Source organism: Paenibacillus sp. SAFN-054 (assembly GCF_051966755.1).
Classification (GTDB): Bacteria; Bacillota; Bacilli; order Paenibacillales; family Paenibacillaceae; genus Paenibacillus_AQ.
Genome location: NZ_JBQCKS010000001.1, coordinates 40,669 through 67,355, shown reverse-complemented (window position 1 = coordinate 67,355; position 26,687 = coordinate 40,669). Strand labels below are relative to the sequence as shown.

Below are 26,687 nucleotides of genomic sequence, written 5' to 3'. Positions count from 1 at the left end.
CAAGTTTATTCGCCCGTTCTCAGCCGTGCCAGCTCGTCCGCCGTCAATTCACGGTAATCGCCAAGCGGTAAAGCCTCATCCAGATTCAGGCTGCCCATACGGAGCCTTTTCAAATATACGACCTTCTTGCCGACAGCTTGAAACATCCGTTTGACCTGATGGAACTTTCCTTCATGAATCGTCAGTTCGATCCGCGAAAGCACCTCGCCTGCTTGCTCCTCCTGGTGCAGAACCACCAGTTCTCCCGGCAGGGTGACATAGCCGTCGTCCAGCGTGACCCCCTCGGCAAACCGCCTCACATCCTCCTCGTTTACATCCCCGGACACGAGCGCCGTATACGTTTTGGGTACATGCCGTTTCGGGGAGAGGAGCTCATGCGCGAGCTTGCCGTCATTGGTAAGCAGCAGCAGCCCTTCCGTATCTTTGTCCAGCCGGCCGACAGGAAAAGGCTCGAAAGCCAGCAGATCGGGAGCCAGCAGGTCCAGGACGGTGCGGTCGCGATGATCCTCGGTAGCCGATACCACACCCGGAGGTTTGTGCAGCATCACGTAAATAAACTCCTTATACACGACCTTTTCCCCGTCCAGAACAATCTCGTCCGTTTCCGGATGGACATGCATTCCGCTGTCCTTCACCCGGACACCGCCCACGGTAATTAATCCTTGTTTAACGTATTTCTTGATTTCGCTTCGGCTGCCGAGCCCCATGTGGGTCAGCACCTTGTCCAGTCTCAGGGTCGCTCTCCCTTTTCCGCTCATATCGAGGTCCACCTCCACCCTGCCGGGTATTCGTTTTTCAACAATCCGTCCTGCCATTTGCCGAACCCTGCCGAATATCCATCAATGCAAATAAGTACGTATCCTTTTGCCCCCGCTCCGTCCGAGCAAACGATACGGCCCGAATCCACGTCTAGCGTTTCGCCCTTTAAATAACGTACCGCTTCGCCGTTTGCGGATGACAAAGACAGCACGCGACAGAACTCGTGCGCCTTCAGCGCCGTAGCCAGCGGATGCGCCGGCACGAAACGTCCATTCTTGGCATCTCCGACATACCAGCCGGGACGCACCACTTTGAGACCGTCCAGCGCACTGGAAGACAGCGGTGATTGGTAAATATGCTGGCCATACACAATAGTGCTGCCTTCCGGCGTGAAGCTCATATGGCTCTTGATAAACTGCTCGTAGGCATCAAGCGGATCGGCCTGATGGGCAGAGGCTGTTTTAGCGGGTGCCTTTCCCTTCTTGCCGCTGCTGCGGCCTCGTTCAGGCCGTGCCTGTTCCTTACTTCGAAGGCGCTCCGTTCCAGCTGTATCGGATGAAGTTCGGATCGCCAGGACCTTGGGCTCTTCCTTGCAAGTCCCGTGCTGGAGTACCGCAAGAAAATGACCCTCTCCTTTAATTAAATGGGGCCATAGGCGAGCGGTATGCTTCGTTTGCTCACGGATAGCTGCCGGGATAGCATGCGCCTGTCCATCATGGCTCTGGAGCCACTCCCATTCACCTTGGGCGAAAAGTCCTTCTTGAGCCGGAGCCTGCACATGAAAATGCTCATGCTCCGCCAGAAACTCGGCAATGATCGCTTCATTTTCTTCAGGAGAAAAAGTACAGGTGGAGTAGACCATGCGCCCGCCCGGCTTCAGCATGACCGCCGCCGTTTTCAGGATATCGCGCTGCATGGCGGCATATTTGGCAGGCGACTGGTCGTCCCACTGCCGCACCATATCCTCGTCTTTACGGAACATGCCCTCCCCCGAACAAGGAGCATCGACAAGTATTTTATCGAAGAAAGCAGGAAACTTGCCGGCGATCCGGTCGGGATGTTCCTGCAGAACGATACCGTTACGGACGCCGTACAGCTCTAAATTTTTGGCCAGCGCCTTCGTGCGCTCCGAATTCAGATCATTGCTGATCAGCAAGCCCTGACCTTGAAGCTTGGCTGCGATTTGCGTCGACTTTCCACCCGGGGCGGCGCAGAGATCCAGCACATGCTCACCCGGCTGTACGTCCAGAAGCTCTACCGGCGCCATGGCGCTGGGTTCTTGTATATAATAGAGACCGGCATGATAAAAAGGATGCTTACCCGGTCTATCGCCTGTTTCCGTATAGAATCCCGTGGGGCACCATGGAATCGGCTTAAGCCGCCAAGAGCTTATCGCAAGCAGGTCTTCCACGGAAATCTTCAGTGTATTGACTCTGATCCCACTGTAAGGATCCTGGTCATATGATGCGATAAAGCGGTCGTATTGATCCTGCAAAATCGACTTCATCCGCTCCTCAAAAGCGGCGGGCAGCTGCAGTGCCATGTCATTCATCATCCTGTTCTGTCTTGGTTAAAGTGAATCCGTCCCATTTTAACATATTTGGCGACAAAGCACGCGGGTCATGCAAGAAAACAGCCTGCGGTCCCTAAAGACCTGCAGGCTGCAAATGCTGTGTGATTGCGGATTCGTTAAACGGTATACCTTTTAGTCCTCCTGCGAATCCTCTTTCCGGTAAGCCTTCATGAGCTTCTGCACATCCTCCAGCAGCTCCTTCATCTCCTCCATGTCCCTTTCCGCGCCCTGATTGACCCAGATCCGGTTGAACCGTTCCTGGTACGCGATCGCCTCGTTGACAAGGTTGTAGAAATACAGCTGATGGATTAAGGTGAGCACGCGGGAAGTCACGTTCGAATCGTCTTCAAACTTTTTCTGCGCCACCAAAATTTCTTCGCGGATGCTGGACATCTCGTTATCGAGAACGGCGGCGGCTTCGGCGGCCTTCTGCAGTCGTCTGCGCATTTCTTCCGGAAGGCTCTCCCGGTATTTGTAGCTCAAGGAATGCTCGATCGTTGCCCAGAAGTTCATCGCCAGCGTCCGGATCTGGATTTCGGCGAGTACCTGCTTCTGCCCGAGCGCGGTCTGCACCGGGTATTCGACGATCATGTGGAAACTGCGGTAGCCGCTTTCCTTGTAGTTTGTAATATAGTCTTTTTCGTATAAGAGTTTCAGGTCTTTACGCTTGCGGATATATTCGGCCACACGCCGGATATCCTCCACAAACTGGCACATGATGCGGATGCCTGCGATGTCCTCGATTCCGGTCTCCAGCTGATCCATCGGCACGTTCAAACGCTTGGCCTTCTCCAAAATGCTGGATATCCGTTTAACGCGGCCCGTCACAAATTCGATCGGCGCGTATTCTTCGCGTTTTTTCAGTTCCGCACGCATGGTCTTGAATTTGACTTTAAGTTCTTCAACGGTTTGCTCATACGGTAGTAAAAACAATCCCCAATCCCTGCCGTCCATTCACATGCCTCCTGTCTATCTCCCTTTAGCGATGGGCAGCTCCTACGGCTTCGGAAATATGCGATAATCCGTCACGGCGCAGAAGCTCCCTGAGACCGGCATGCAGCCGTCGGTTCACTTCGGGCCCTTCATATATTAGTGCTGTATAAATTTCAACCAGACTTGCTCCGGCACGAATCTTCTCGTAAGCATCCTCGGCCGTAAATATCCCTCCGGAGCCAATGATCGGCAGCCTGCCGCCCGTCTGTTTGTAAACACGGGAAATAACCTCCGTGGAGCGTGCCCGAAGCGGTTTGCCGCTGATTCCGCCTGTCTCTTTCTTGTTCGGATGGGTCAAACCGTCCCTTCCGATCGTCGTATTCGTGGCGATGATACCTGAAATCCCGCTGACGGCGAGTGCTTCCACCATCATCTCCAGCTCCTCGTCGCTTACGTCCGGAGCGATTTTCACGAGAATCGGCTTGGACTGGCCGAAGCTCTGTGCCTGCCGGTGCATCTCTTCCATAATATGCGCGATCAGCGAGGAAAGCTCGCTGCCATACTGCAGATTCCGTAAATCCGGCGTATTCGGCGAACTGATATTCACGACGAAAAAGTCCCCGTAAGGATACAGCGTGCGAATGCACTCCTGATAGTCCTTATAGGCCTCTTCATTCGGCGTTATTTTGTTTTTCCCGATGTTAACGGCAACGGGGACGGGACGGGCCTTCAGCTTCGACAGCTTTTGCGCCATCGCTTCGGCGCCTTCGTTGTTGAAGCCCATCCGGTTTAACAATGCTTCATCGGGAGGCAGCCTGAACAGGCGGGGCTGATCGTTGCCCGGCTGCCCTTTCGGCGTTACGGTCCCGACCTCCATGAACCCGAAGCCGATCGAAGAGAAGCCTTCAACCGCAGCCGCATTCTTATCCAGTCCGGCCGCGAGTCCCACCGGCGTCGGAAAATGAAGTCCGAACAAATCGACTGCGAGATCCTGCGTTTCACTCACCCCGTACATGCTTCGCAGCATGCCGGGTCCTCCGGGCAGGGAACCTGCTGTATGTAAACCTCCGATCACCAAATGGTGAGCCTTTTCCGGGTCCATCTTAAAAAAAATTGGTTTTCCCACATTTCGGTACAGCACCAGCTACTCTTCCTCTCCATCCACAGTTGTGTTCTCTATCCATAAGTTTATCCTTTTCCGGGATAAAAGAAAAGTTTTTTAGCCTGTATGTATTCCCCCCGGCTTCCCTTGTCCAACTGGTAATTTAGGGTTAAACCCATTACAATGAGGGTGTCCACTGAATTTGATAGAAAGAGGGTTGAACTCTATGGCAGCCAAGCGCAAGCCTCCGACACTTCAGCAAAAAAAGGAAGAAGTGAACAGAAAGGCGATTTTTTGGTCCGGCCTCAGTTTATTGCTTCTCATTCTGCTGATTGTTGTGCTGATTATCTTTAACACCTGATTACAGCCAGTGGTACGTTTTCCGGGGGTTTGTCTGATCCTGTTCCCGCTCCGTATGGAATCTTTCCTCCGGAACGAGCACATCTTCAGGCAATCCCCCTTTGCTTATGATGACCGGGGTTCCCATCGGAACCAGATCGAACAATTCCTCCACGTCCGCCCTGCTCATCCGCACGCAGCCCTGCGATTCATCTGCCCCGATGCTGGACGGATCATTCGTCCCGTGTATCGCATAATTCGTGCCGGACAGCTGCATTCCCCTGCTGCCGAACTCCCCATCCGATCGGCCGTTCGGATTCATCACCTTATCCGTAATCACATAGCGGCCCTCCGGAGTACGTGTACCGCCAAGCCCTACCTTATAATTCCGTAAAATCACGCGCCCGCTGACGACAGCCAGCCGGTGATGGCTTGTATCCACGATGATTTTCAGCGGCTCTTCGAAAAACGGCTTATTTCCCCAGGTGCTTGCAAACGGTCCTTTTCCATTCTCGCCGTCGCTGCCACCCTTGGCCGAAGCCGAAGGCTCCTCACCCTTTGCTATTTTCGCTCGCTGCAGGAGCGGCTGAAAGGCTTCCCGCATGCCATCCGTCGTCCCTGATATCCAGTTTCCAGGGAATGGCCGCAGCAGGTCTTCGAGTTTACCGGGTAAACTCCCTGTGTTGTTCTTATACGCTTGAATGGCACTAGACAGCAGCGCCTGCTCTTCTTGTTCTCCCGTCCATTGATATGCCGCTCCTGCCAGCTGATCTCCATCCGGCGGCTGACAATTGCATGTTTTGGAATGGTACGATTGATAGGCTAAGGCGCCGGGTCCGTTATTTTTCAGGGTATAACCTAGCGGAAGCTTGCGGCCCCATATCAACCAGTTCCCCTTTTTTCTCATCTCCAGCACGGCCAGCTTCTTTCTCAGACGTTCTGGATGGGTAAAAGGACCCGGTTCGATCTGCGGATTTCCGCCTCCAAGGCTGCCTTCCTGCGCTGCGGTGAACACAGCCTGAATGTCGGCAGCTGCATGGCGATCGTCCTGATCTGTATTCTGCGGTTTCACTTCGGCTGTTTCTTTTTCAGGCGGATCGCTTATCTGCTCCTTCTCCGCGACCATGCCAAGGCCCGGCGCGTCTACGGAAGGAATCAAGGCAAGCAGCATGAGCAGCATGACGACAAGCGTGCGGCGGATCCGCAGCGCGCGGCGGTCTTTTTCCGCTGCCTGCTGGAGCAGCTTGTTCTCGTATTCCTGCCATATATCGGACGGCATTTTGCTCGTTTCAAACGCCTCGAACACGCCGCCGGATTGATTGAAGCAGTAGTTCGCTTTGCCGTGCTGCCCGTTTTTTTCGTATTCCTTGCCCAGCAGATACCATCCCATTTTATTATCCGGGTGCATCTGTACGTATTTTTTAAGATAATGAGAGTTTCCCACGGGTTCCTCCATCGCTTAGTTAAATTGAATTAAAGAAAGACAAAGTGTAATCCAGGTAATGCATGCCTAAAATTTGCTTTGGTTCATGTGATATAAATGTTTATTTTCTATATATATCGGCTGAAGGAGCATAAAAAAACATCCTCCATCGGGCCTATCCCGATGCAAGGATGTTTTTATGCCATACTCTATTGTTCGACCGCGACTTTAAAAGGTTCATCCGCGATCTGGATGGAATCGGTCGGACAGCCGTCCGCTGCGTCCTGAAGATCGTCGTACATGTCTTCCGGAATTTCTGTGACGCCCTGGTTGCCGTCCCCGCCGTATACCACTTCCGCGAGCCCTTCCTCGTCATAATCGTATATATCCGGTGCCGTAGCCCCACATGCCCCGCAGGAAATGCATGTATCCTTATCAACCCAGCAGTATTTTGCCATTGTGCTTTTACCCCCTATTGCAAGTAACGAGTATTCATCGGCCCTGAAACGGCCGCAAGTCTAATCGTAACGCATTCCATCCGAATAACCTGTGACAAAAATCACTCAAGGGAGATCCAGCTCCTCTTTATTCACGAAATCCATCTGAAGCGAAGTTCCCCTTACCTTGTGATTGCGCAGCAGCACAGATGGATCATCGCCCAGCATGCCTGCGGTCACGACCGCATTTTCTCCGAATTTGTTGCGAAGCATATCCATGGTCTGGGTCAAGGACTCCTTTTTCGGCTGTTTTTCATATTCGAACAGGTCAAGCTGGATGGCCGACTCGTTCTTCGGCGTCAAACTTTGCAGCGTGATGCCGAGTAGTCTCACCGGCTTCTCCCAGCTCCAATGCTCCGCATACAGGCGGCGCGCCTCATCGTAGATATCGCCCGCGATATCTGTAGGCGTCGTCAAGGCCCGGCTGCGGGTGATCGTCTTCATGTCCGGCGTGCGAATCGTGATCTGTACCCCGCCCGCCACGAGCTCCTGCCGCCGCAGCCTTCTTGCAACCTGGTCGCTGATATTCAGCAGCACCCGGTTCACGTCCTCGCGGGCCTGAATATCGGTCGGAAGCGTCGTCGTATGACCGATGGATTTGTTCTGCTCGCGCTCCTCGAGCACGGGCGAATGATCGATTCCGTTGGCCGCCTGCTTCATCCAGGCTCCAACCACGCCAAAAGCCCGAATCAGCGTCTCCTCTTCCGTCCTCGCCAGTTGCCCGATCGTATAGATCCCGAGCTTTCGCAGCTTCTCGGCTGTCTTTCCGCCGATGCCGAAAAGCTCACCGCACGGCTTCTCCCACAAAATGCGGGGAACATCCCGAATGCGAAGTATCGAAATTCCCCGCGGCTTTTTCATATCCGAGGCCATTTTGGCCAGCAGCTTGTTCGGGGCGATACCGACTGAGCAGGGCAGGGCAAGCTCTTCGCCGATTCTGCGCTGGATCTCCTCGGCGATGGACTGCGGCGTACCGAACTGCCTTGATCCGGTAATGTCGAGATAACATTCGTCAATGGAAGTCGCCTGCATCAACGGCGTATAGGAATAGGCTATTTTCATGAATGCGTTCGAGTACTTGCGGTATAAATGGAAATCGGGCTGAATGATTATCAGGTCCGGGCACAGCTTCAGCGCCCGGTTCACGTGCATGCCGGTGGATATTCCCCGCTGCCTTGCGGCATAAGAGCAGGTTACGATAATGCCTTTGCGCAGCTCGATGCTTCCGGCAACCGCCGTTGGCTTTCCGCTGTATTTCTCCGGCTCTTCCGCCTCATGGACCGAACAGTAGAAAGCATTCATATCCACATGCAAAATGACTCTACCGTTCGGTGGATAATAAGCGTCAACGTCACTCTTCATGAGTCCTTCTCACCTTCACTACTTTCGTTATCTCCAGCATAACGTTCACGGAAAAGGAGGTCAAGAAATCGGCATGCCGGGAAATCCCGGAATTCTTTGTTACATTCCCGCGTAAAAATGCTATAATAATAAACTATAAATAAAAATCGAATTTATAAGACTTCCAAAGGAGGACGCTTCATGTCTAAGTCCATATCCATCTTCGATACAACCCTGCGCGACGGCACCCAAGGCGAAGGAATCAGCTTGTCGGCGGACGATAAGCTCAAAATTGCCAAAAAGCTCGATGATCTTGGTGTTCAATATATTGAAGGTGGGATTCCGGGAAGCAACAGCAAAGACATCGAATTTTTCAAAAGGGTCCAGCAGCTCGGACTCCGCGCCAAAATCACCGCGTTTGGGAGCACGAGACGGAAAGACAGCCATGCGGATCAGGACGCGAACCTGAAACGCATCATCGAATCCGGTGCCCAGGCAGCAACGCTGGTCGGGAAATCCTGGGATTTCCACGTGCACACCGCACTGCAGACGACGCTAGAAGAGAACCTGGCCATGATCTTTGATTCCATCGCTTATTTGAAGCAGCAGGGAATGGAGGTCATTTTTGACGCGGAGCATTTCTTCGACGGGTACAAGAACAACCCCGAATATGCCGTTTCCGTATTGAAAAAAGCCCAGGAAGCCGGCGCGGACTGGCTCGTCATGTGCGACACAAACGGCGGTACGCTGCCTCATGAAATCAGCGGGATCGTGACAACGCTGCATCAAGGGCTGCCGCAGGCGAACCTTGGCATCCATACCCACAACGACTGCGAGCTCGCCGTGGCGAACACGCTGAGCGCGGTACAGGCCGGGGCACGTCAGGTGCAGGGTACCATTAACGGATACGGCGAACGCTGCGGCAACGCCAATCTCTGCTCCATCATTCCCAATCTTCAGCTGAAGCTCGGATACGAGTGCATCGGCGAGGAACGCCTGAAGCAGCTCACGAACACCGCCCGTTACGTCAGCGAAATTGCAAACGTCAACATGCCGGTCAATCAGCCATACGTCGGTAACGCGGCCTTCGCCCATAAAGGCGGCATCCACGTGTCTGCCATTCTTCGCGACTCCCGCACCTACGAGCACATCGTTCCTGAGCTTGTCGGCAACAAGCAGCGGGTCTTGGTATCGGATCTTGCGGGGCAAAGCAACATTGTCTCGAAAGCTCATGAGATGGGCCTGGATTTCGACCAAACGAATGAACACTCCCGCAAAGTCATCGACAAAATCAAGGATCTTGAGCATCAAGGCTATACGTTCGAAGCGGCAGACGCTTCCCTGGAGCTCCTGCTCCGCGAAGCCGGCGAGGACATGAAGGAGCTGTTTACCTTCGAATCCTTTAAAATGCTCGTGGAGAAAACCGCCGGGCGGCCGGTCGTCTCGGAGGCTTTCGTGAAGCTGAACGTAGCCGGCAACAATGTATACACGGCAGCCGAGGGCAACGGACCGGTCAACGCGCTTGATAATGCGCTGCGGAAGGCCCTTGTTCAATATTTTCCGGCGATCAAGGAAATGCATCTGTCCGACTATAAGGTCCGCGTCCTGGACGAGAAGGATGCGACAGCAGCCAAAGTTCGGGTGCTGATCGAATCCCGGGACATCAACAACTCGTGGAATACCGTCGGCGTATCGGGCAATGTCATCGAAGCGAGCTGGGAAGCCCTGGTTGACAGTATGCGGTACGCGCTGCTTGGACAAATCCTCCACAGCGAGAACGACCCGGACGGGACTTCCGAAGAGAAGCGCGGCCTCGTTAATCACTAATATGCGAATCCACGCAAAAACCCCGATGTCCGTGCTGGACGTCGGGGTTTTGACTTGAAAGGTCAGGACTTGACCAGATGCTTTATTTTCTTCTCCAGATCCTTTGGAGGCAGAATGCCGAGCACGACCTCCTGCACGACCCCGCGCTTGTCGATCAGCACGTTGGTCGGGAAGGCGATTCCTTTATACTGCGTCTCGTAGATATCGGCCTTCAAATCAAGCATCACCGGAAATTTCACGCTATATTTTTCGATGAACTTTTGGGCATTCTTTGTATTATCGTATTTGGTCACATTGACGCCGTAAATATTCAAGCTATCCTTGTATTTCTCGGCAAGCGCGTTGAGCTCGGGCGCCTCCTGCTGGCACGGACTGCACCACGACGCCCAGAAATTGAGCAAAATCGCCTTGTCCTGCTGTCCTCCGACATGATACTCTTTTCCGTCCAGCCCTTGCGACGTAAACGCCGGAGCGAGCAGCCCGGCCTTGGGTCCCGTTTCGGTCGGCATCGGTTTTTCTTGCTGGAATACCGACTGAATGCCGGGACCCGCATTTTGATAAATCGCGATGCCGATGAGCACGATGACGCCAAGAAGTATATATAGATTACGCTTCATGGTTGTCTTCGTTCCTTTTCATCAAAGATTCTATGAACTATTGTACCCTCTTTTCACCGTAACTTACAAATGGTTTGCAGGAAATTTGCGCAATGCGCCAAACCGTCCTGAAATAAACAAAAAAATGCCCCTGCTTCATAGCAGAGGCCATACGAGAGGGGAGAACTACGGTTGACAGAGCCCCGTGGAACCCAGCAAGAAATTTGGCTCAGCGCCTCGTGCGGAAGGCAAATAGCCGAGCACCTGTTTCTCCGGTTGCCACATGAAGCCTGCGGTGTATTGCGGGGTAAAGCTGCAGCGGGCGGCATGCGGATCGATACCTTCATTCCGATGCGCAACGTAGCGCCTGACCCGCTGCACCGTTTCACTCTACACCCAGAGGATTGGACGAAAGAATGCTTGCGGGGTGAAGGACTGATCGGCCTGTTTCATTCGCATCCTCACTCGGAGCCGGTCCCTTCGGAAGAGGATGTGCTGCAGCTGCCCTTATTCGCCGATATGCTCAGCGTGTATCTGGTCGGCAGCCCTTGTGACAACGATGGAACAATTTCTCTTAACGGTTATATGATTCACAGGGAGACGGATGCCGGTTATTCGCTTCGTCCCTGCCCCATCAGGCATGGCTGAGACAGGCATACAGATCGCCGAGCGTCTCGGCCTTTTTGCTGTCTGCAATATCCTTCAAATAGGAAGCCCATAGCTTCGCGGTCATTTTCGCGTCTTCCAGCGCATGATGCCTGCCTTCAATCGGAATGCCTCTACCCGACAACAGCGCGTCCAGCGCATAGCTTTGACGGTAAGGCTCCAGCCAGCGCGCAATCATCATCGTATCAATGACCCGGTGGCCCAGATTGACCTTGGACGTTTTCCAAAGTGCCGCATTCAGAAAAGACTTGTCATGAGCGCTCGCGTGAGCCACCAGCACCCGGTCACCGACAAAATTCATAAAATCATGCAGGCCGTCAATCAGCGGTGGCGCCTCGTCGATCATCGGCTGCGTAATCCCGGTAAGCTCCGTAATGTGGCTGGGGACCGGCCGCTTGGCCTGAACCAGCGTGTAAAACTGCTCCCCCTCCATGATGCTGTCTCCTTCTGCCTTAAGGGCTCCAATCGACAAGATTTCATCACCCTGTTGAACATGGAAGCCGGTCGTTTCGAGATCGAAAATGACGGTTTTAAGCTTATGCAGAGGAGTATGAAGCATTTCCGGCCGGCGCTGTTCCCTCATTAAAGACCGAATGAAGGCCATCTGCTGGGCTGAAGTGCCTCCCATAACGGAAGCGATGGCTGACGGTACCCCGCCTTGGCGAAGCATGCTCCAGAAACCGCCGTTTCCGCGTTCCGGCGTCTTCATGCTTTTCTCCTCTCCGCAAAACGAAGCCTCCGCTGCAGCGCCCGGTGTATGCGTCTGACCGTTGTCAGACTGTCACGAAGCTTATAAAGCAGCGTCTTTTTCTTGAGCTCCGCTTGCGGCAGATATCCGCTGCTGGAATAAACTCCGTTAATGAGGGTAAAAGAAGCAGCGGCGCGAAGCGACAAGGCTGTCAGAAAAGCCCGCTGACAGTTTTCAAACAGCATGTTCCCGCCATCAAGCAGCGTCAGCCTCTCCAGGCGCTTCAAGGTAGAGGTCTCTCCGATCCCCTCCTGTAAAGCCATGTACCGGATACTGTTCACCAATGGGATGTATACCCCGTATTTAACGTCAAAATCCCCTGCATGCTCTCCGAATCGTTCCGTCACCACCTGCCCGAGCACGTTCAGCGTCGCTTTATGCCTGACGGTATTTCTCAGGATCGCTGTCGCCATATCGGGAGAATCGTTCATGTTCTGCGCGAAGCATTGCTTCCACTCGGCAGCTAACCTTAGCTCTCCATAAATGAATCGCATATCCGAAGCAATCATCAGGCTGCGGACAGGCTCCCAGCTGAAGTCCTGGTGCCAGCGCTCGATCTGCCGCTTCCACTCATCGAGCGTCTTGCGCCACAGCGTCTCGGAACACATCACTTTGCCCTTGCATTTTTCGTAACCCAAAAATTCCAGCAAATTGGACAAATGGCGTCCATATGCGTGAAAGTACATTTCTTTGTCTTCATGCGGCTGGTCGCTGAGGATCAGCCCATTATCCTGATCGCTCCACAGCGTGGATTCTCTGCGCCCGGAGCTTCCAAATACGACGAATGCATAGGGCACAGGGGGCGGACCATAACCCGCCGCCTCCAGTTCAAGCTCGCACACCTCTGCCGCCCTCTTCATCACCTCGTCATGCATATCGTTCACAAGCACCGTCCATGCTGCAATCGGTAATAGACTATACAGATGCTCCAGCTGTGATTGGCATTCCAGCCTTCTTTCCTTTAAATGCTCACGCGAAGCAGCATATCGGATGCTCTCAATGTCCGGTTCGCTCTCGGCATTCCTGATCGGCTCCATCGCCGCACCTCCCTGCCATACCGCCGCCATAGCGTCGTATCACCCGAGTATTATGGAATCATACAGCAGTGACCTTCTTCCTTAATTAAAGGCCTCTCCGGTTCCCGCCACCGGCTTCACCGCAGTGAGCTCGGGTGCAGGCTTAGCGGCCGCTGCGTCAGCGATCAGCTTCATTTGCTCCGGATAACCGTAAGAACCATGTTCGCTGATATCCAGGCCCATCATTTCCTCTTCTTCCGAAACGCGGATACCCATCGTGGCTTTCATGATGCCGATGATGATGAATGAAACGACCAGCACGAATACGAACGCCCCGAGAACGCCCAGCAGCTGAACCCCAAGCTGCTCCAATCCGCCTCCGTAGAAAAGGCCCGGTTTACCTATGCCCGTTGTTTCTACCAGCTTAGGCGTCGCAAACAGCCCCGTGGAGATCGCCCCCCAGATCCCGGCAATGCCGTGTACGGAAAAAGCATAGATTGGATCGTCGATACCGGCTCTTTCAAACCACTGCGCTGTAAAAAAGGTCACGATCCCGGCCACGGCACCGATGACGACAGCAGCCCAGGCGTCCACAAAGGCGCAGGAGCCTGTGATGGCAACGAGCGCAGCCAATACCCCGTTCAGCATGCTTGGAATGTCCGCCTTGCCGAATACCGCCCACGAAATGAGCAGCGCGGCGACAGCTCCGGCAGCAACCGCTATGTTGGTCGTCAGTGCAACGTAACCGAAGAAACCGTCCATCATTGCCGACAAGGTACTGCCTGGATTGAATCCGAACCAACCGATCCAGAGAATGAATACGCCCAGAACGGACAAAACCTGATTATGGCCCGGAATGCTATTCGGTTTGCCGTCCTTATTGTATTTGCCAAGACGCGGTTTCAACATATAGGTGATGACCAGCGCAGCCGTAGCTCCTGTGAGATGGACGACCGTGGAACCCGCAAAGTCCTGCATCCCGAGTTGGCCAAGCCAGCCTCCGCCCCATACCCAGTGCGCAATGACCGGATAAATGACGAGCATGAACAAAGCTCCGAAAACAATATATACGCTCAGCTTGGCGCGTTCGGCCATACCGCCGCAGGCAATCGCGAGTGAAACCGCCGCGAAGGAAAGCTGGAACAAAAATTTGACGGATAGGGAAACATCGGATGCTGACAGCGCATCAAAGGATTTGGCCATTGAATCGCCCGTCATGAAAAATCCGGTGGTTCCGAAAAGACTGTTGCCATTACCGAACCCGAGCCCAAAACCGAAAGCCCAGAACACGATAATGGAGATACCCAGCGTCAATACCGTCTTACCAGCAATATGACCTGCATTTTTCATGCGTACCGAGCCCGCCTCGAGTAAAGCAAAACCCGCTTGCATAAAGAACACGAGCATAGCTGCCATGAAAACAAAAAAGGTATTGAGTCCCGCTTGCAATTGAACCGTAGTCGGCCCGTCATCCGCAAATACCGTAGCCGGAAAAGCCATCAAAGCAAGAAATGCCAATGCACCGCCAAACCACTTTCTTTTCATACTCCCCACTCCTCTTTAATGTTATGTTTTATAACATGAAACGAAATTATTAATCACATTATAAGCAGAAAGGGGTAAAATTGACAAGATGTTTTTATAAAAATACCAATATGTAATTATACATAACATTTATTGTAATATTTAAAAGTGTGACGTTTGACTGTATGGTTAACTTTCATGTATCATATTTTCATAAATCTTATATTAAAATGAGTTAGGCTATAATCGTTTCATTTACTTTTGAAGAGGTGATTTTAGATGGGGATATAAAGCTGTACCGTATCGGAGAATTGGCTAAAACTGCTGGCGTAAGCGAGCGTACAATCGATTATTATACAAAACTGGGACTCATCTCCCCTGAACAGCGCACTCTTAAAAATTATCGTTTGTACAGCCATGAAACCTTGCTCCGCCTTCAACGTATTAATGATTTGAAACAAGAGAAATATACTCTGGAAGAGATCCGGCAGACGCTGGAGAAGTGGGACGCTGCGCCTGAGATCCATCAGGTAACCGATAAGCTGTCCTATCTGGAGCTTCATATGCAGCAGCTGGAACGTGAGGTCAAGGAGCTGAGCCCTATGCTGAAGAAGATGAAGCCCGGGCAAGCCCGCCACCTGATGCTGAACTTGCTTCCCCAGGGAGCTGCATGCATCGAAGCCATCAGACTCTTCCTTGAGCAGGGACCGACGCTTTAGCTACAGCATTACAGGTATCATTTTATGAACAAGCAGGAGGGTGTAACATGGGAATGTATATTTTAATCATTATCGCGTTCGGATTTTCCTTGTGGGCTCAATTCCGCGTAAAAGGAACATTCAATAAATGGTCCGAGGTACCGGCAACCAGCGGTATGACCGGTTACGAAGCCGCGCGTCACATGCTGGACAGCAACGGTCTGCAGGATATTCCGATCGAGCCGGTACGGGGTGCATTGTCTGACCACTACGATCCGATTCACCGCGTCGTACGTTTATCCGAACCGGTATACTATGAAAGCTCCATCTCGGCCATATCGGTGGCCTGCCATGAGATTGGGCATGCGATTCAGCATAAGCAGCATTATCCGATGTTGGTGCTCCGTCACCGTATCTTCCCGATCGTCAACTTCGCATCCGGGATCGCGCCGCTGCTCATCATCGCCGGATTTTTGTTCCAATGGATGGGACTGCTCGGCATCGGCATCATCTTTTTCTCGGTTGCCGTGGCCTTTCAGCTGATCACCCTCCCCGTCGAATTTAATGCCAGCAACCGCGCACGCGACATTATGGTGTCGGAAGGCTATATATCGAATGACGAGGAACGAGGCGTCGCCAAGGTATTGAACGCAGCTGCCCTAACTTATGTAGCCGCTGCGCTGATCTCCGTATTGGAGCTGCTCCGCTATATCATGATTTTTACGAACAGCAACCGCGACTAAGATAATAAAAACACCCTGATCGGTTAGGAACCGACCGGGGTGTTTTTTTGATTTCCGTTTTGCTGCTGCAGTCCGAAGTAGCTGAGGAGAAAGGAGCGGAACGCCTGCGCGACACGCGGGAGCTTATCATCGGAACGGTGGATGAGACCGATGGTGCGTGTCACCTTCGGTTCCGATATCCTCACCCTCGCAGGCTGCAGGGGGTTGGTCTGGAACAATGCCATCTCCGGCAGTATGCTGACACCCATTCCGGCAGCAACAAGGCCGCGGATCGTATCCGTCTCCTCTCCTTCAAAAGCGATTTTAGGCGTAAAGCCGGCTTCGAGGCAAGCATGCCATACAATCGGCCGCAGGGAATACCCTTTGCTGAACAGAACGAATTTGTCCTCCTTCAGCTGATTCAGGGTAATGCTCTCTTCCCCGGCAAGCGGATGATTCGGAGGCAGAATCGCAAAAAGCTCTTCTGTCAGCATAATTTCGCCCTCCACCTGCTCATGCTTTTCAGGAAACGGTGATATAAAAGCCAAATCGACCTCTGCGGAGATCACGTCCCGGATTAACGAAGGGAACATGCCTTGCTTGAATCTGAATTTCACGTTCGGATACCGCCGCTTGAACTCCGCAACGACAGACGGAATGAGATGGATACCCAAACTGTGCGGAAAACCAATCCGTATTTCTCCCTGCTCCGGGTCCAAAAATTCATGAACCTCTAAGACAGCCTTATCCAGATCCTTCAGAATGCTGTCCACCCGTTTACAAAACAATTGTCCTACTGGCGTGAGCTGCAGGTTTCTGCCCTTTTGCATAAACAATTGGACTCCCAGTTCTTCCTCCAGCTGATGAATCTGGCGGCTAACCGCCGACTGGGCCACATGCAGCTCCTCCGCCGCCTGGGTGACATGCTCTTTCTGCGCTACCTTCAAAAAATACTGCAACTGTCTTAATTCCACCTGTTACTCGCTCCATTCTGCTTTTACGGGAGTCCGCTAGCTCGACCGTTTCACCCGTTTCTTCACAATTCTCGCCATTAAACCGTAAATAAAAAATCCGCCGACCAAACCGCCCAAATGAGCCATCCAGTTAATATTCGCTCCCGGACTGATCAATGAAAATACAATGCCGATCACCAGCAGAGCGTAGACCGTCTTCCGGGAGGATTCGTCCATCCAGTTACGCTGCAGCAGGGCAATGTACAGAAACGCCCCGTAGACGCCGTAGATCGCTCCTGAAGCCCCAATCGTGAGCAGCGTGTCTCCAATCCGGTTGTAATGCGCCACGGACAGAATGTTGCCGATGACACCGCTCAGCAGATAGAGCAACGCATATCTCCAAGCCCCAAGGAGCCGCTCCAGCGGCGGAGCAAACACCAGAATCGAGAAATTGTTGAATAGAAGATGCGAAAAGCCTCCATGCAGAAATATCGACGTGATATATCTCCACCACTCGTTGTAGCCTTCCACATTGGTCAAAGCGCCAAACTTAATGAGCGTCTCATTATTTCCGGCGCCCCCATTAAACACCAATACCAGAAACATAATGATGTTGGCGACAAATAAGATCGTCGTAATGGGATAGTATTTCAAATAACTTTTCCAGTTTTCGTAACGAACGAATAACATGCTACACTTCCTTTGCTTCGGGCAAGTAGGATATTGCCAATCTTGACGGATCCGCTCACCCTTTGATTGCACAAGCCTCTAAGTAACCCAAGCAAACTGATTGGACAATGCCATTTTAAAAAGATTATAATGATTCTTGGCACGATTCACCAATTCCACATATTCGAAAGGAGAATCATTATGGCACAAGAACGTACAGGCGTTGCCACTTTCAAAGGCAACCCGCTTACATTGGTAGGACCCGAACTCAAAGCAGGAGACCAGGCCCCGGATTTTACCGTCAGCAAAAATCTCGTTGAGCAAGCAACCCTTCAGGATTATGCAGGCAAAATCAAATTGATCAGCGTTGTCCCTTCGCTTGACACTGGCGTATGCGATGCGCAGACTCGCCGCTTCAACGAAGAGGCTGGCGCGCTCGGAGACGACGTGATCGTCCTGACGATCAGCGCAGATCTGCCCTTCGCTCAAGCTCGCTGGTGCGGCGCTGCCGGCGTGGACCGCGTCGTCACCCTTTCGGATCATAAGGATATGTCCTTCGGACAAGCATATGGCGTTCACATCAAGGAATTCCGCCTTGATATGCGTTCCATCTTTGTTGTCGATAAGAACGACAAGATCACCTACGTCGAATATCTGCCTGAAATGACAGAGCATCCGAACTACGAAAAAGCGGTGGCCGCTGTAAAGGAACTGCTCTAAAGCAGCTGATCCTTTTATATAGTATATGCCGTCAAACCGTTTGATCAAAATAAAACAAAAGTTTTTATCGGGGATCTCTCGGTTACTCTTACAAAGTTTTCCGATCCCTAAAAAAAGCGGGAGAAAGAGCCTTGTCCTTTCTCTCGCTTTTCCATTCTTATTATGGATTCGTTTTGTATTTAGCCAGTTTCTTGTCGAGCGCCGCAAACAGATTCAGAATAATGCGGTAGTTAGCCCCCAGATCGCCCATCGAGCCTCTCGAAGCGGAATACATGTCAACTGCGCTGCGTACAGGTCCCACGGACAGTACAGACACCGTGATATCCACCGTGCGTCCCATTGAAGTTCTTTTCTCCAGCGTAATTTCACCGACGGAAGGAACCTCATGAAGAACCTTATAACCCGGAATCTTCTTTAGTGTCGAGGATATTTCCTCCCATGCCTTGTCTCTCGATAAATTGTAATAGCGCGTCTTCATCTTAGGATCCTTCGCCCGGTCGCTTGTACCCTCCTGGCTTCGGACGACTCCCACTAGAACTCTCTTTAACGACAAGACCTTTCCCCCTTTGTAGTAAGCATCATCAATACTTAACAGTGTATCATTGTTAGGGTCAGAACAAAAGACTTACTATCATAAATTGAATGAAAGAAAGGGAAAGCACTTCTCCATTTTTCAGATGAAATCAAGAAGGAGCATCGTTAAAACTTCGGTTCCTTTTAAGAAGGGTTAAATATCCTTATACAGGCAAAAAAACACCCCTGTTTCGGAAATAATTCCGCAAACGGAGTGTTTGTAATAGTTCAAAATAAAAACCCGCCTATGCCGTCCGGTTAAATTGTCTTCTGAACCTGCTTGAGCAGGTGGGTGACCTCGGATGCGGGTTTGAAGTCCCCATGTCATATAGACAGGGCTTTTCAGCTGCGCTTCGTAATGATCTCCCTAGACATTATCATTGGTTCAAAACAACGATTAACCGTGGCGAACATCGCAGGATGTAGTCTTATTATAGACCCATTTCAACAGAATGTAAATGTTGATGGCGAAACTTCTGGAAGGTATCGAATATACGAGTTTAATGAATGACGTCTTAGCTTTTTTTAACCGATTCCTTATCTAGCGAAACATCATCATCCGAAACAGTACGATCCGCAAAGTCCTCCTCGTCCGAATTCCCTTCGAGCTCAGCCGCCTCCTGTTCTTCCAGCTCTTTCTGCTTGATCCGTTCAGCCTGATCCTGCATTTTGGTGAACGTCGCGTAGAAATTGAAGAATGCCCAGTAGGCAATCAGGCTTCCCCCGAAGAAAAAGATAATCGCCGGGTATTTGGCACCGATAAACAGAACAACCGCACTTCCGACAACGGTCGTAATGACGCGCAGCGGACGAATGATGGTAATCAGTACCGCGTTCTTGAGAACCTGAAGAATCCCCATATGATAATGCACGATCATGGAAAAGAAATTGAACAGCGAAACGAACAGCACGATCAGCAAAATCAGCATGACGATACCGACGATCTGCAAATTGCTGAATTGCGTCATATAAACGGTATAGTCGACCAGCATGATGACCAGCAGAAGCACATAGAAAATGCCGCCGATCATGCTTTGCTTATAATTTTCCTTATAGGATCTGAAGAACATGCTGAAAATCTTGACGTCCGGATCCCCCATCACCCATTTACGGACAACCGCGAACAATGCGGCTGTAGCCGGAAACAATGTAAACGGTGCCACAATACCCATGGCCCAATTCATTTGAAGTGACTCGTTCGCACCGGTTACCAGCAATTTGGTCACCAAGAAAAAGAAAAACGGCGACGAACACAACAGCCACAGGATGTTGCTGTAAGCAAAGCGCGTAATCCATTCTGTAATTTTGTAAATACCGCCCATTGCACCTTTAAATTCCAAGAAAAAGCCTCCTCCTCCACTATCTATGCCTGTACTAATAATATACCGCATATTAGCCTACTATTGCCAGCGCCTAATTTCCGGGAACTGGGTCATGGTCTATACCAGCGGGCACAATGCCACATAATATACACCGTAACCCAAAGGAAACAAACACTTAAGGAGGTAATTCTCAATGTCTAACGTTGGCGGATACGGATACGGTTATGGTGCTGGTATGGGGTTGTGGGGTTCCACGGGAGCAATTCTGGTGCTGTTCATCCTGCTGGTCATCATCACCCGCGCATTCATTTACTAATCCCTTCTCTTAGTTCATTCGGATGAATCATCGTCATTCACGGAGTGGTTCATCAACATTGAAAAACTCATGATATCGGGCTGCAGGCTCTGGAAGGCCTCCGATATCTAAAAAAGACGAAGTGTGCAAGTGCACACTTCGTCTCTTTATATTTCGTACTTATTAATTACTTATTTATTATAGGAATCGTCACGCTTGGATGGACGTCTTCCTTCACTGTTGTTCGTGCGCGGTTTGCGGTCTCCGCCGTAGGAGGAGTCGCTGCGTCCGCCGCTGCCGCCGCGGTTGTACCCGCCGCGTCCGTCGCGGTCACGGTTATATCCGCCTCCACTGCGGCTGCCGCCGCCGTTGCCGCCGCGGAATCCGCCGTAGTTGCCGGAAGGCTTACGGCCATTGCGCAGGTCTGGCTTGCCGTTGTTATAACGACGTTTAACGCGGATCGGATCCTCTGGAGTCAGTTGGATGTCAGAATCACGTTTCTCCCCTGTGAGCATCTTCATTGCAGCAGAGAGAAGCTGTACGGAATCGTACTGTTCCAGAAGCTGAATCGCAAGACCTTTATATTCGTTAAGTTCCCCGGATTCAATCGTCTCCATCAGGCGTTCAGCAATAATACGCTGTTTTCCTTCAATTGCCTCTGCAAGGGTAGGAAGCGGTTTGCGGGTAATCCGGTGACGCGTCACGCGTTCAATCAGGTGCAAGTGATCGATCTCGCGTGGTGTAACGAAGGACCAAGCAGTTCCTTCCTTGCCTGCACGGCCGGTACGGCCGATTCGGTGTACGTAGCTCTCCGGATCCTGCGGAAGGTCGAAGTTCACGACATGGGTTACACCGGAAACGTCGAGTCCGCGTGCGGCAACGTCTGTCGCCACGAGCACGTCAATACTGCCGTCGCGGAATTTGCGCATAACGGTATCACGCTGGTTCTGCGACAGGTCCCCGTGGAGGCCGTCTGCGGAATATCCGCGTTTTTGCAAAGCCTCGGACAGTTCGTCGACACGGCGCTTGGTGCGTCCGAATACGATCGCAAGCTCTGGAGACTCCATATCGATCAAGCGGCAAAGCGCTTCGAATTTCTGGCGTTCAGGCACTTCGATATAAGCTTGGTCAATCAAAGGTGCGCTGACTTGTTTAGGCACAACCGATACGTGTTCAGGATTTTTCAAAAATTGCTGAGCCAGTTTTTGAATGTTTGGCGGCATTGTTGCGGAGAATAACATGGTTTGGCGCTCTTCCGGTACAAGCTTCAGGATGGATTGAATATCTTCCATGAAGCCCATGTCGAGCATTTCGTCGGCTTCGTCCAGAATAACCGTTTCGACATCATCCAGACGGATGGTTTTGCGGTTGATGTGGTCAAGCAAGCGGCCTGGCGTACCAATAATGATTTGCGGCTTCTTCTTCAGGGCGCGAATCTGGCGTCCGATATCTTGACCGCCGTAAATTGGAAGCGATCCGATGCCTTTAAAGCGAGTCAGCTTTCCGATCTCTTCGGCAACCTGGATGGCAAGCTCGCGGGTCGGAGTCATAATGAGTGCTACGATTTTGTCGGTGTCTTTGGAAATCTTGTTGATCAGCGGGATGCCGAAAGCGGCAGTCTTACCCGTACCGGTCTGAGCTTGACCGATCATGTCGCGTCCCGACATAGCAATCGGAATCGACTGTGCCTGGATCGGTGTAGCTTCCTCGAATCCAAGCTCTGTAATGGCCTGAAGAACCTTTGGTTCAAGACCTAATTCTGCGAAATTTTTCAAAATATTCATACTCCTTCTATATAGTGGACATTCCACAATCTTGTCTGTATTCTTAAGTAGCGGTAAACATATATAGGTTAGCCATTCTTCAAAAAATATTGCATGGCTTATATTCTCTATAGCGTTTATCCAGGGCAAAAACAGCCTACAGATTTTAGTAAACGGTAATTTTTCTCCTGAAACAATGTTAGAATAATACTATTGTACAAGCCTACTCAAGAACATCCAATCCATTATATCACAAAATAAATTGTAAACACCAGCGGCTTGAAAACAAACGTTCATTTTCTTTTCACTTTACAAAACAACTAACGAACAGAGGTGTAGTACTTTGCGGCTCGGAAACATATGGAAGTATCTTGTAGTCATCTTGGGCGCCGCATTAATCGCCTGTGGATTCAATTTGTTTCTGGTTCCCCAGCAACTCCTGAGCGGCGGCGTATCGGGCTTGTCCATGCTCGTCAATTATTTTACTCCCGTGGATCTCAGCATACTGTATTTCGTCTTTAATGTGCCGATCCTCGTGGCAGGCTGGTTCATGCTGGGCAAAAGATTCATCGTGCTCAGCATCGTGTCCGTCGTGGCCACTACCTGGTTCATCGCTCTCGTGCCCGTCACTCCGCTCGCTTCCGATACACTTCTTGCGGCCGTATTTGGAGGCGTGCTCGTCGGTATCGGGGCAGGCATTTCATTCCGGGCCGGCGGATCTTCCGGAGGATTCGATATTGTCGGCTCCATCGTGACCCGATACCGGGATTTTCCGGTCGGGAACGTGCTCGTGGCAATGAACGGTCTGGTCATATTGGCCGCAGGCTATCTCCAGAGCAACTGGAACCTTGCACTGGCTTCCATGGTATCGATTTTCGTGACAGGCAAGGTGGTCGACATGATTCATGTCAGCCACTTTAAGGTTACGGTATACATTATTACCAACGAGACCGAAGCCCTTTTGACCCAGCTGCTGGTGCGCCCGCGCGGCGTGACCAAAATCAAGACGGAAGGCGCATTTTCCCATGAAGCCAAAGACATGCTCATGACGGTAACCACGAGATACGAGCTGCAGGAGCTGAAAAGGATCATCAAACAGACCGATCCGAAGGCCTTCGTCAATATTGTGGAGACCGTCGGCGTTATGGGTTCCTTCCGCAGAAGCTGATTTTCAGGTACCGCGGTGTAAAAATTACGTGTTTTGTGGTATATTAAAGGTGCGCGGTTCCTGCATAAGTTCCATGAGATTAGGCTTGATCCGAATTTTCCAAAGCACTTAAACGCTTTTCCGATTCTCCTTGGCTTTAGAGCATCAGGGCTTAAAGAATCTAGAGAGGAAAGGGTGATTTTTGTGGAAGTGGAAACGGTAAAGTTATCCCAAATCGTCATGAAATGGTTCCCGGATATGATGCCTTTCTTGAAGCAAAATGAACTGAATTCGCTCATTGTGCTGCGAGACGGACTCGGTATTCTGGAACAGGATGATGCTATGGAGATTATCCAGTACAGTATCTGTGAACATCAAAGCTCTGCGCTCCTTCAGTAAGCTAATTTTCCCAAGCAATAAGATTGATCATGCCGTTCGTCTTTTCAGTCCCTGATTCATACTGAAAAGCGGCGGCTTTTTTGTTTTTGGCCTGGATCTGCAAAAATGTAAAAATGTTGCCAATCCCTTGCCGGGCACGTAATTACTCGCCGTAAGGGCAAAGCTAAGGCACACCGGAAAGTTTAAGAAATCCGCGAGCCGTTTAAGAAAACATGGGGCTTGCCTGAATTCGCAAAATTCCGCCAAATTGTTACAAACCTGTTGTTTTTAAGCGCATTTGTTCTTATATAATCTTAATGTGAACGCTAACAAGGGAGAGAATTGTTTATGAACATCATCTGGGCTCTGCTGATGATTTTGGGCAGCAGCGCGACTCATCATCCGCAGAACGACAATCAACAAGTTGCAAAAATCATCGAGTCTTCCATCAACTCAGCCATCATCGCTTCTCAGCAAAAGGACGTTGCGGTGAGCGCGGACAATCCGCCCGCCAAAATCGACCCGCAAGTGACCGCTCCCAAGGTAAAAGGTGTTTACGTGACAGCCTACAGCGCCGGAGGCTCCCGAATGACCCAGCTTCTTGATCTGGTGGACAAGACGGACCTGAATGCAATGGTCATCGACATTAAGGATGACGCCGGATACATAACCTACAAGACGGACAACCCTGATCTGATCAAAAAGGGAAATCCGCAGCCGTTTATCCGTGACATCAACGGACTCATGGACAGGCTGAAAAAACATAATGTATATCCGATTGCTCGCGTCGTCGTATTTAAAGATACGGTTCTTGCCAAGAAACGTCCTGATCTATCCTTTGTTAACAGTGACGGAACCGTATGGAAAAACGGCAAAGGCGACAGCTTCGTCAATCCGTTCAGCAAGGAAGTATGGGATTACAACGTGGAGATCGCCAAGGAAGCAGCCAAGCTCGGATTCAAGGAAATCCAGTTTGACTATGTCCGGTTCCCTGAAGGATTCGAGAAGCGTGCCGAGTCGTTGAAATACATCAAGAACGGCAAGTCCCGCGTAGATGCCGTTGCGGAATTTGTGCAGTACGCCCGTAAGCAGCTCGCTCCTTTGGGCGTCCGCGTCTCGGTTGACATTTTCGGCTATGCCGCTTCGGTTCCGGCGGCTGAAGGCATCGGCCAGGACTTCAACAAAATTTCCGAGAATGTCGACGTCATCAGCCCCATGGTTTATCCAAGTCATTATACGACAGGCTGGTTTGGAGCCAAGGACCCCGACAAGGAGCCTTACAAAACAATTAAGGGTTCGATGACGGATACCTTCAAAAAGCTCGATCCTCTCAAGGAGCAAAAACCGATCGTTCGTCCCTGGATTCAGGATTTCACCGCCAGTTGGCTTGGCAGCGGGCATTACGTCAAGTACGGCAAGACTCAGGTTGAGGAGCAAATCCGTGCCTTGAAGGATATGAAAATCGACGAGTATCTGCTGTGGAACGCGACAAACCGCTATTCCCAAGGCGTGAATTACAAATAATACGAATCGCTATGAATCACCTCATGAAACCCGGCTGAACAAGCCGGGTTTTCTCATGGGCGTTTGATACGTCCGCTTTATGCTGTTTTCCACGGCTCTCGGTTGTTTCATGATTGCCCTGTTCAAACCGCATCTTATGCTCTAGAATAGACTACTGTCATCTCGATGTCAGAATTCAATTACAGTGAGGCCTGCTTGCAATGAAACCAACTTTGACCATTCAACAAAAATCCAAACAGTTTCTCGTTATATTGCTTCCGATCCTCATTACTCAGATTGCCTTGTCAGCCATCACCTTCTTCGATACGAATATGTCCGGCAAAGCGAGCTCTACCGATTTGGCTGGCGTTGCCATCGGCTCAAGCCTATGGATTCCACTCCAAACCGGGCTGAGCGGTATCCTGATGGGCATGACGCCGATCGTATCCCATTTGGTGGGCGGCGGGCAAGCCAAAAAAGTCGCTTACCATGTGATGCAGGGCATCTGGCTCGCTCTTCTGCTCGCACTTGCCATTCTGGCATTAGGAAGCCTGCTGCTGCCGACGATTCTGGATGCGATGAATCTGGACAACGATGTGCGGAGGATCGCGTTCCGATTTTTGAGCTTTTTGTCCATCGGTATCATACCCATGTTCGGATATACGGTGATTCGCAGCTATATCGATGCGCTCGGCCAAACCCGGATATCGATGCTGGTTACACTGATTTCGCTCCCTATTAACGTGTTCCTGAATTACCTGCTCATTTTCGGTAACTGGGGCTTCCCGCGTCTTGGCGGGGCGGGTGCCGGAATTGCCTCAGCCATCACGTATTGGTGCGTGTTTATCATTGCCGTCATTTTTGTCACCCGTCTTAAGCCTTTCACTTCCTTCGGCATTTTCCGCACCTTTCACGGCATTTCCTTAAAAGCTTGGAAGGAACTGCTGAAAATCGGGGTACCTATCGGATTTTCGATTTTCTTCGAGACGGCGGTGTTTGCGGGCGTAACGTTGCTCATGAGCCGCTTTGACACAATGACGATCGCCGCCCACCAGGCTGCCATGAATTTTGCCACGACGCTGTACATGATCCCGCTGAGCATTAGCATGTCGCTTACGATCCTGGTCGGCTTCGAGAAAGGCTCCGGCCGGTTGAAGGACGCACGCCAGTACAGCATGCTTGGAATCGCCTCAGCGGTCGCTCTATCGCTTCTGACGGCAGTTGTGCTGCTTGTGGCTGGCAAGTATGTTGCTGGTCTGTATTCCGACGAAGCCAACGTGATCGCGTTGACACAGCATTTTCTGATATATGCCATCTTCTTTCAGATTTCCGATGCCATCGCCACGCCGGTTCAAGGGGCACTTCGAGGGTACAAGGACGTCAATCCTGCATTTATCATTACATTCATTTCGTATTGGGTCATCGGACTCCCCGTCGGATACGTGCTTGCCACCTTCACGTCGCTTGGCGCCTACGGCTTCTGGATCGGCCTGATCACCGGACTTGCAGCCGGTGCCTCCCTTCTGCTCTGGAGGCTCATCACAGTCCAACAGAACCATCAGAAGGCTTCTGGCTCTGCCGCATAAAACATGAAAAAAGA

26 protein-coding genes and 1 other RNA gene are annotated in these 26,687 nt (G+C 51.3%); 10 read left to right on the top strand and 17 right to left on the bottom strand.

All coding sequences use genetic code 11. The features are described from left to right. Positions 1–5: 5 nt before the first annotated feature. The 7 genes from ACTHPM_RS00365 to ACTHPM_RS00335 form a co-directional block, all read right to left on the bottom strand. Positions 6–758: a pseudouridine synthase gene (locus tag ACTHPM_RS00365; protein ID WP_440393221.1), complete on the bottom strand. Its 753-nt coding sequence runs from the start codon at positions 756–758 to the stop codon at positions 6–8. Next, a complete protein-coding gene (locus tag ACTHPM_RS00360; protein WP_440395304.1) occupies positions 755–2,302 on the bottom strand; it encodes an RsmF rRNA methyltransferase first C-terminal domain-containing protein in 1,548 nt (515 codons plus the stop codon). Before ACTHPM_RS00360 ends, ACTHPM_RS00365 begins: the two co-directional genes overlap by 4 nt. Before the next feature lie 162 nt (positions 2,303–2,464). Then, a complete protein-coding gene (locus ACTHPM_RS00355; RefSeq protein WP_440393220.1) occupies positions 2,465–3,286 on the bottom strand; it encodes a GTP pyrophosphokinase in 822 nt (273 codons plus the stop codon). 25 nt (positions 3,287–3,311) lie between these two features. Next, positions 3,312–4,406: a quinone-dependent dihydroorotate dehydrogenase gene (locus tag ACTHPM_RS00350; protein WP_440393219.1), complete on the bottom strand. Its 1,095-nt coding sequence runs from the start codon at positions 4,404–4,406 to the stop codon at positions 3,312–3,314. 322 nt (positions 4,407–4,728) lie between these two features. Continuing rightward, complete coding sequence (locus tag ACTHPM_RS00345; RefSeq protein WP_440393218.1) at positions 4,729–6,096, bottom strand: L,D-transpeptidase; 1,368 nt, start codon at positions 6,094–6,096, stop codon at positions 4,729–4,731. A gap of 242 nt (positions 6,097–6,338) precedes the next feature. Further along, positions 6,339–6,587, bottom strand: a complete 249-nt coding sequence (locus ACTHPM_RS00340; RefSeq protein ID WP_440393217.1) for a ferredoxin — start codon at positions 6,585–6,587, stop codon at positions 6,339–6,341. 105 nt (positions 6,588–6,692) lie between these two features. Then, on the bottom strand, positions 6,693–7,988 hold the full coding sequence (locus ACTHPM_RS00335; protein ID WP_440393216.1) for a DNA polymerase IV: 1,296 nt from the start codon (positions 7,986–7,988) through the stop codon (positions 6,693–6,695). Positions 7,989–8,168: 180 nt separating this feature from the next. On the opposite strand from ACTHPM_RS00335, the gene cimA reads away from it, so the two are divergent. Further along, positions 8,169–9,794, top strand: coding sequence for a citramalate synthase (cimA, locus tag ACTHPM_RS00330; RefSeq protein WP_440393215.1), 1,626 nt, complete (start codon positions 8,169–8,171; stop codon positions 9,792–9,794). Positions 9,795–9,856: 62 nt separating this feature from the next. Here cimA and ACTHPM_RS00325 read toward each other — a convergent pair whose 3' ends face one another. Next, positions 9,857–10,411 carry a TlpA family protein disulfide reductase gene (locus tag ACTHPM_RS00325; protein WP_440393214.1) on the bottom strand — a complete coding sequence of 185 codons (555 nt, stop codon included), beginning with the start codon at positions 10,409–10,411 and terminating at the stop codon, positions 9,857–9,859. Positions 10,412–10,582: 171 nt separating this feature from the next. Here ACTHPM_RS00325 and ACTHPM_RS00320 point away from each other — a divergent pair, with 171 nt between their 5' ends. Continuing rightward, positions 10,583–11,038: a M67 family metallopeptidase gene (locus tag ACTHPM_RS00320; RefSeq protein WP_440393213.1), complete on the top strand. Its 456-nt coding sequence runs from the start codon at positions 10,583–10,585 to the stop codon at positions 11,036–11,038. Here ACTHPM_RS00320 and ACTHPM_RS00315 read toward each other — a convergent pair. From ACTHPM_RS00315 to ACTHPM_RS00305, 3 genes are all read right to left on the bottom strand, one after another. Beyond that, positions 11,025–11,765: an exonuclease domain-containing protein gene (locus tag ACTHPM_RS00315; RefSeq protein ID WP_440393212.1), complete on the bottom strand. Its 741-nt coding sequence runs from the start codon at positions 11,763–11,765 to the stop codon at positions 11,025–11,027. The two genes, ACTHPM_RS00320 and ACTHPM_RS00315, sit on opposite strands and share 14 nt — an antisense overlap. Beyond that, positions 11,762–12,841: a DUF294 nucleotidyltransferase-like domain-containing protein gene (locus ACTHPM_RS00310; RefSeq protein WP_440395303.1), complete on the bottom strand. Its 1,080-nt coding sequence runs from the start codon at positions 12,839–12,841 to the stop codon at positions 11,762–11,764. Before ACTHPM_RS00310 ends, ACTHPM_RS00315 begins: the two co-directional genes overlap by 4 nt. A gap of 81 nt (positions 12,842–12,922) precedes the next feature. Then, complete coding sequence (locus ACTHPM_RS00305; RefSeq protein ID WP_440393211.1) at positions 12,923–14,365, bottom strand: ammonium transporter; 1,443 nt, start codon at positions 14,363–14,365, stop codon at positions 12,923–12,925. Between the two features lie 266 nt (positions 14,366–14,631). Here ACTHPM_RS00305 and ACTHPM_RS00300 point away from each other — a divergent pair, with 266 nt between their 5' ends. Further along, entirely contained in the window at positions 14,632–15,063 is a 432-nt protein-coding gene (locus tag ACTHPM_RS00300) for a MerR family transcriptional regulator (RefSeq protein ID WP_440395302.1), read from the top strand. 47 nt (positions 15,064–15,110) lie between these two features. Continuing rightward, complete coding sequence (locus ACTHPM_RS00295) at positions 15,111–15,785, top strand: zinc metallopeptidase (RefSeq protein WP_440393210.1); 675 nt, start codon at positions 15,111–15,113, stop codon at positions 15,783–15,785. 23 nt (positions 15,786–15,808) lie between these two features. On the opposite strand, the gene ACTHPM_RS00290 is transcribed toward ACTHPM_RS00295, so the two are convergent. After that, positions 15,809–16,738, bottom strand: a complete 930-nt coding sequence (locus ACTHPM_RS00290; RefSeq protein WP_440393209.1) for a LysR family transcriptional regulator — start codon at positions 16,736–16,738, stop codon at positions 15,809–15,811. Positions 16,739–16,774: 36 nt separating this feature from the next. Next, complete coding sequence (locus tag ACTHPM_RS00285; protein WP_440393208.1) at positions 16,775–17,407, bottom strand: rhomboid family intramembrane serine protease; 633 nt, start codon at positions 17,405–17,407, stop codon at positions 16,775–16,777. 180 nt (positions 17,408–17,587) lie between these two features. On the opposite strand from ACTHPM_RS00285, the gene tpx reads away from it, so the two are divergent. After that, positions 17,588–18,106, top strand: coding sequence for a thiol peroxidase (gene tpx / locus ACTHPM_RS00280; RefSeq protein ID WP_440393207.1), 519 nt, complete (start codon positions 17,588–17,590; stop codon positions 18,104–18,106). Between the two features lie 160 nt (positions 18,107–18,266). Here the strand turns inward: tpx and ACTHPM_RS00275 are convergent, their stop codons facing one another. From ACTHPM_RS00275 to ACTHPM_RS00265, 3 genes are all read right to left on the bottom strand, one after another. Continuing rightward, positions 18,267–18,659 carry a DUF1499 domain-containing protein gene (locus ACTHPM_RS00275; RefSeq protein ID WP_440393206.1) on the bottom strand — a complete coding sequence of 131 codons (393 nt, stop codon included), beginning with the start codon at positions 18,657–18,659 and terminating at the stop codon, positions 18,267–18,269. 254 nt (positions 18,660–18,913) lie between these two features. Next, a non-coding RNA gene (ssrS, locus tag ACTHPM_RS00270) (6S RNA) lies at positions 18,914–19,104 on the bottom strand. 90 nt (positions 19,105–19,194) lie between these two features. Beyond that, positions 19,195–20,019 carry a YesL family protein gene (locus ACTHPM_RS00265; protein ID WP_440393205.1) on the bottom strand — a complete coding sequence of 275 codons (825 nt, stop codon included), beginning with the start codon at positions 20,017–20,019 and terminating at the stop codon, positions 19,195–19,197. Between the two features lie 175 nt (positions 20,020–20,194). Here ACTHPM_RS00265 and ACTHPM_RS00260 point away from each other — a divergent pair, with 175 nt between their 5' ends. Beyond that, positions 20,195–20,317 (top strand): YjcZ family sporulation protein, encoded by a 123-nt coding sequence (locus ACTHPM_RS00260; RefSeq protein ID WP_440393204.1) that lies wholly within the window; start codon positions 20,195–20,197, stop codon positions 20,315–20,317. 170 nt (positions 20,318–20,487) lie between these two features. Here the strand turns inward: ACTHPM_RS00260 and ACTHPM_RS00255 are convergent, their stop codons facing one another. Next, positions 20,488–22,071 carry a DEAD/DEAH box helicase gene (locus tag ACTHPM_RS00255; protein ID WP_440393203.1) on the bottom strand — a complete coding sequence of 528 codons (1,584 nt, stop codon included), beginning with the start codon at positions 22,069–22,071 and terminating at the stop codon, positions 20,488–20,490. A 331-nt stretch (positions 22,072–22,402) separates the two neighbouring features. Between ACTHPM_RS00255 and ACTHPM_RS00250 the strand changes: the two genes are divergently transcribed. The 4 genes from ACTHPM_RS00250 (at position 22,403) to ACTHPM_RS00235 (ending at position 26,673) form a co-directional block, all read left to right on the top strand. Further along, positions 22,403–23,227 carry a YitT family protein gene (locus tag ACTHPM_RS00250; RefSeq protein ID WP_440393202.1) on the top strand — a complete coding sequence of 275 codons (825 nt, stop codon included), beginning with the start codon at positions 22,403–22,405 and terminating at the stop codon, positions 23,225–23,227. A 174-nt stretch (positions 23,228–23,401) separates the two neighbouring features. Further along, positions 23,402–23,605 carry a hypothetical protein gene (locus tag ACTHPM_RS00245; RefSeq protein ID WP_440393201.1) on the top strand — a complete coding sequence of 68 codons (204 nt, stop codon included), beginning with the start codon at positions 23,402–23,404 and terminating at the stop codon, positions 23,603–23,605. Positions 23,606–23,932: 327 nt separating this feature from the next. Next, positions 23,933–25,108 carry a putative glycoside hydrolase gene (locus tag ACTHPM_RS00240; RefSeq protein WP_440393200.1) on the top strand — a complete coding sequence of 392 codons (1,176 nt, stop codon included), beginning with the start codon at positions 23,933–23,935 and terminating at the stop codon, positions 25,106–25,108. Positions 25,109–25,308: 200 nt separating this feature from the next. Further along, complete coding sequence (locus ACTHPM_RS00235) at positions 25,309–26,673, top strand: MATE family efflux transporter (protein WP_440393199.1); 1,365 nt, start codon at positions 25,309–25,311, stop codon at positions 26,671–26,673. The last annotated feature ends 14 nt before the right edge of the window (positions 26,674–26,687 follow it).

What these genes read in the sequence shown, in the direction of transcription:
- ACTHPM_RS00365 (WP_440393221.1), bottom strand. Translation starts at nt 758, where the DNA reads ATGAGCGGAAAAGGGAGAGCGACCCTGAGACTGGACAAGGTGCTGACC.
- ACTHPM_RS00360 (WP_440395304.1), bottom strand. Translation starts at nt 2,302, where the DNA reads ATGGCACTGCAGCTGCCCGCCGCTTTTGAGGAGCGGATGAAGTCGATT.
- ACTHPM_RS00355 (WP_440393220.1), bottom strand. Translation starts at nt 3,286, where the DNA reads ATGGACGGCAGGGATTGGGGATTGTTTTTACTACCGTATGAGCAAACC.
- ACTHPM_RS00345 (WP_440393218.1), bottom strand. Translation starts at nt 6,096, where the DNA reads ATGGGATGGTATCTGCTGGGCAAGGAATACGAAAAAAACGGGCAGCAC.
- ACTHPM_RS00340 (WP_440393217.1), bottom strand. Translation starts at nt 6,587, where the DNA reads ATGGCAAAATACTGCTGGGTTGATAAGGATACATGCATTTCCTGCGGG.
- ACTHPM_RS00335 (WP_440393216.1), bottom strand. Translation starts at nt 7,988, where the DNA reads ATGAAGAGTGACGTTGACGCTTATTATCCACCGAACGGTAGAGTCATT.
- cimA (WP_440393215.1), top strand. Translation starts at nt 8,169, where the DNA reads ATGTCTAAGTCCATATCCATCTTCGATACAACCCTGCGCGACGGCACC.
- ACTHPM_RS00325 (WP_440393214.1), bottom strand. Translation starts at nt 10,411, where the DNA reads ATGAAGCGTAATCTATATATACTTCTTGGCGTCATCGTGCTCATCGGC.
- ACTHPM_RS00315 (WP_440393212.1), bottom strand. Translation starts at nt 11,765, where the DNA reads ATGAAGACGCCGGAACGCGGAAACGGCGGTTTCTGGAGCATGCTTCGC.
- ACTHPM_RS00310 (WP_440395303.1), bottom strand. Translation starts at nt 12,841, where the DNA reads ATGGAGCCGATCAGGAATGCCGAGAGCGAACCGGACATTGAGAGCATC.
- ACTHPM_RS00305 (WP_440393211.1), bottom strand. Translation starts at nt 14,365, where the DNA reads ATGAAAAGAAAGTGGTTTGGCGGTGCATTGGCATTTCTTGCTTTGATG.
- ACTHPM_RS00295 (WP_440393210.1), top strand. Translation starts at nt 15,111, where the DNA reads ATGGGAATGTATATTTTAATCATTATCGCGTTCGGATTTTCCTTGTGG.
- ACTHPM_RS00285 (WP_440393208.1), bottom strand. Translation starts at nt 17,407, where the DNA reads ATGTTATTCGTTCGTTACGAAAACTGGAAAAGTTATTTGAAATACTAT.
- tpx (WP_440393207.1), top strand. Translation starts at nt 17,588, where the DNA reads ATGGCACAAGAACGTACAGGCGTTGCCACTTTCAAAGGCAACCCGCTT.
- ACTHPM_RS00260 (WP_440393204.1), top strand. Translation starts at nt 20,195, where the DNA reads ATGTCTAACGTTGGCGGATACGGATACGGTTATGGTGCTGGTATGGGG.
- ACTHPM_RS00240 (WP_440393200.1), top strand. Translation starts at nt 23,933, where the DNA reads ATGAACATCATCTGGGCTCTGCTGATGATTTTGGGCAGCAGCGCGACT.
- ACTHPM_RS00235 (WP_440393199.1), top strand. Translation starts at nt 25,309, where the DNA reads ATGAAACCAACTTTGACCATTCAACAAAAATCCAAACAGTTTCTCGTT.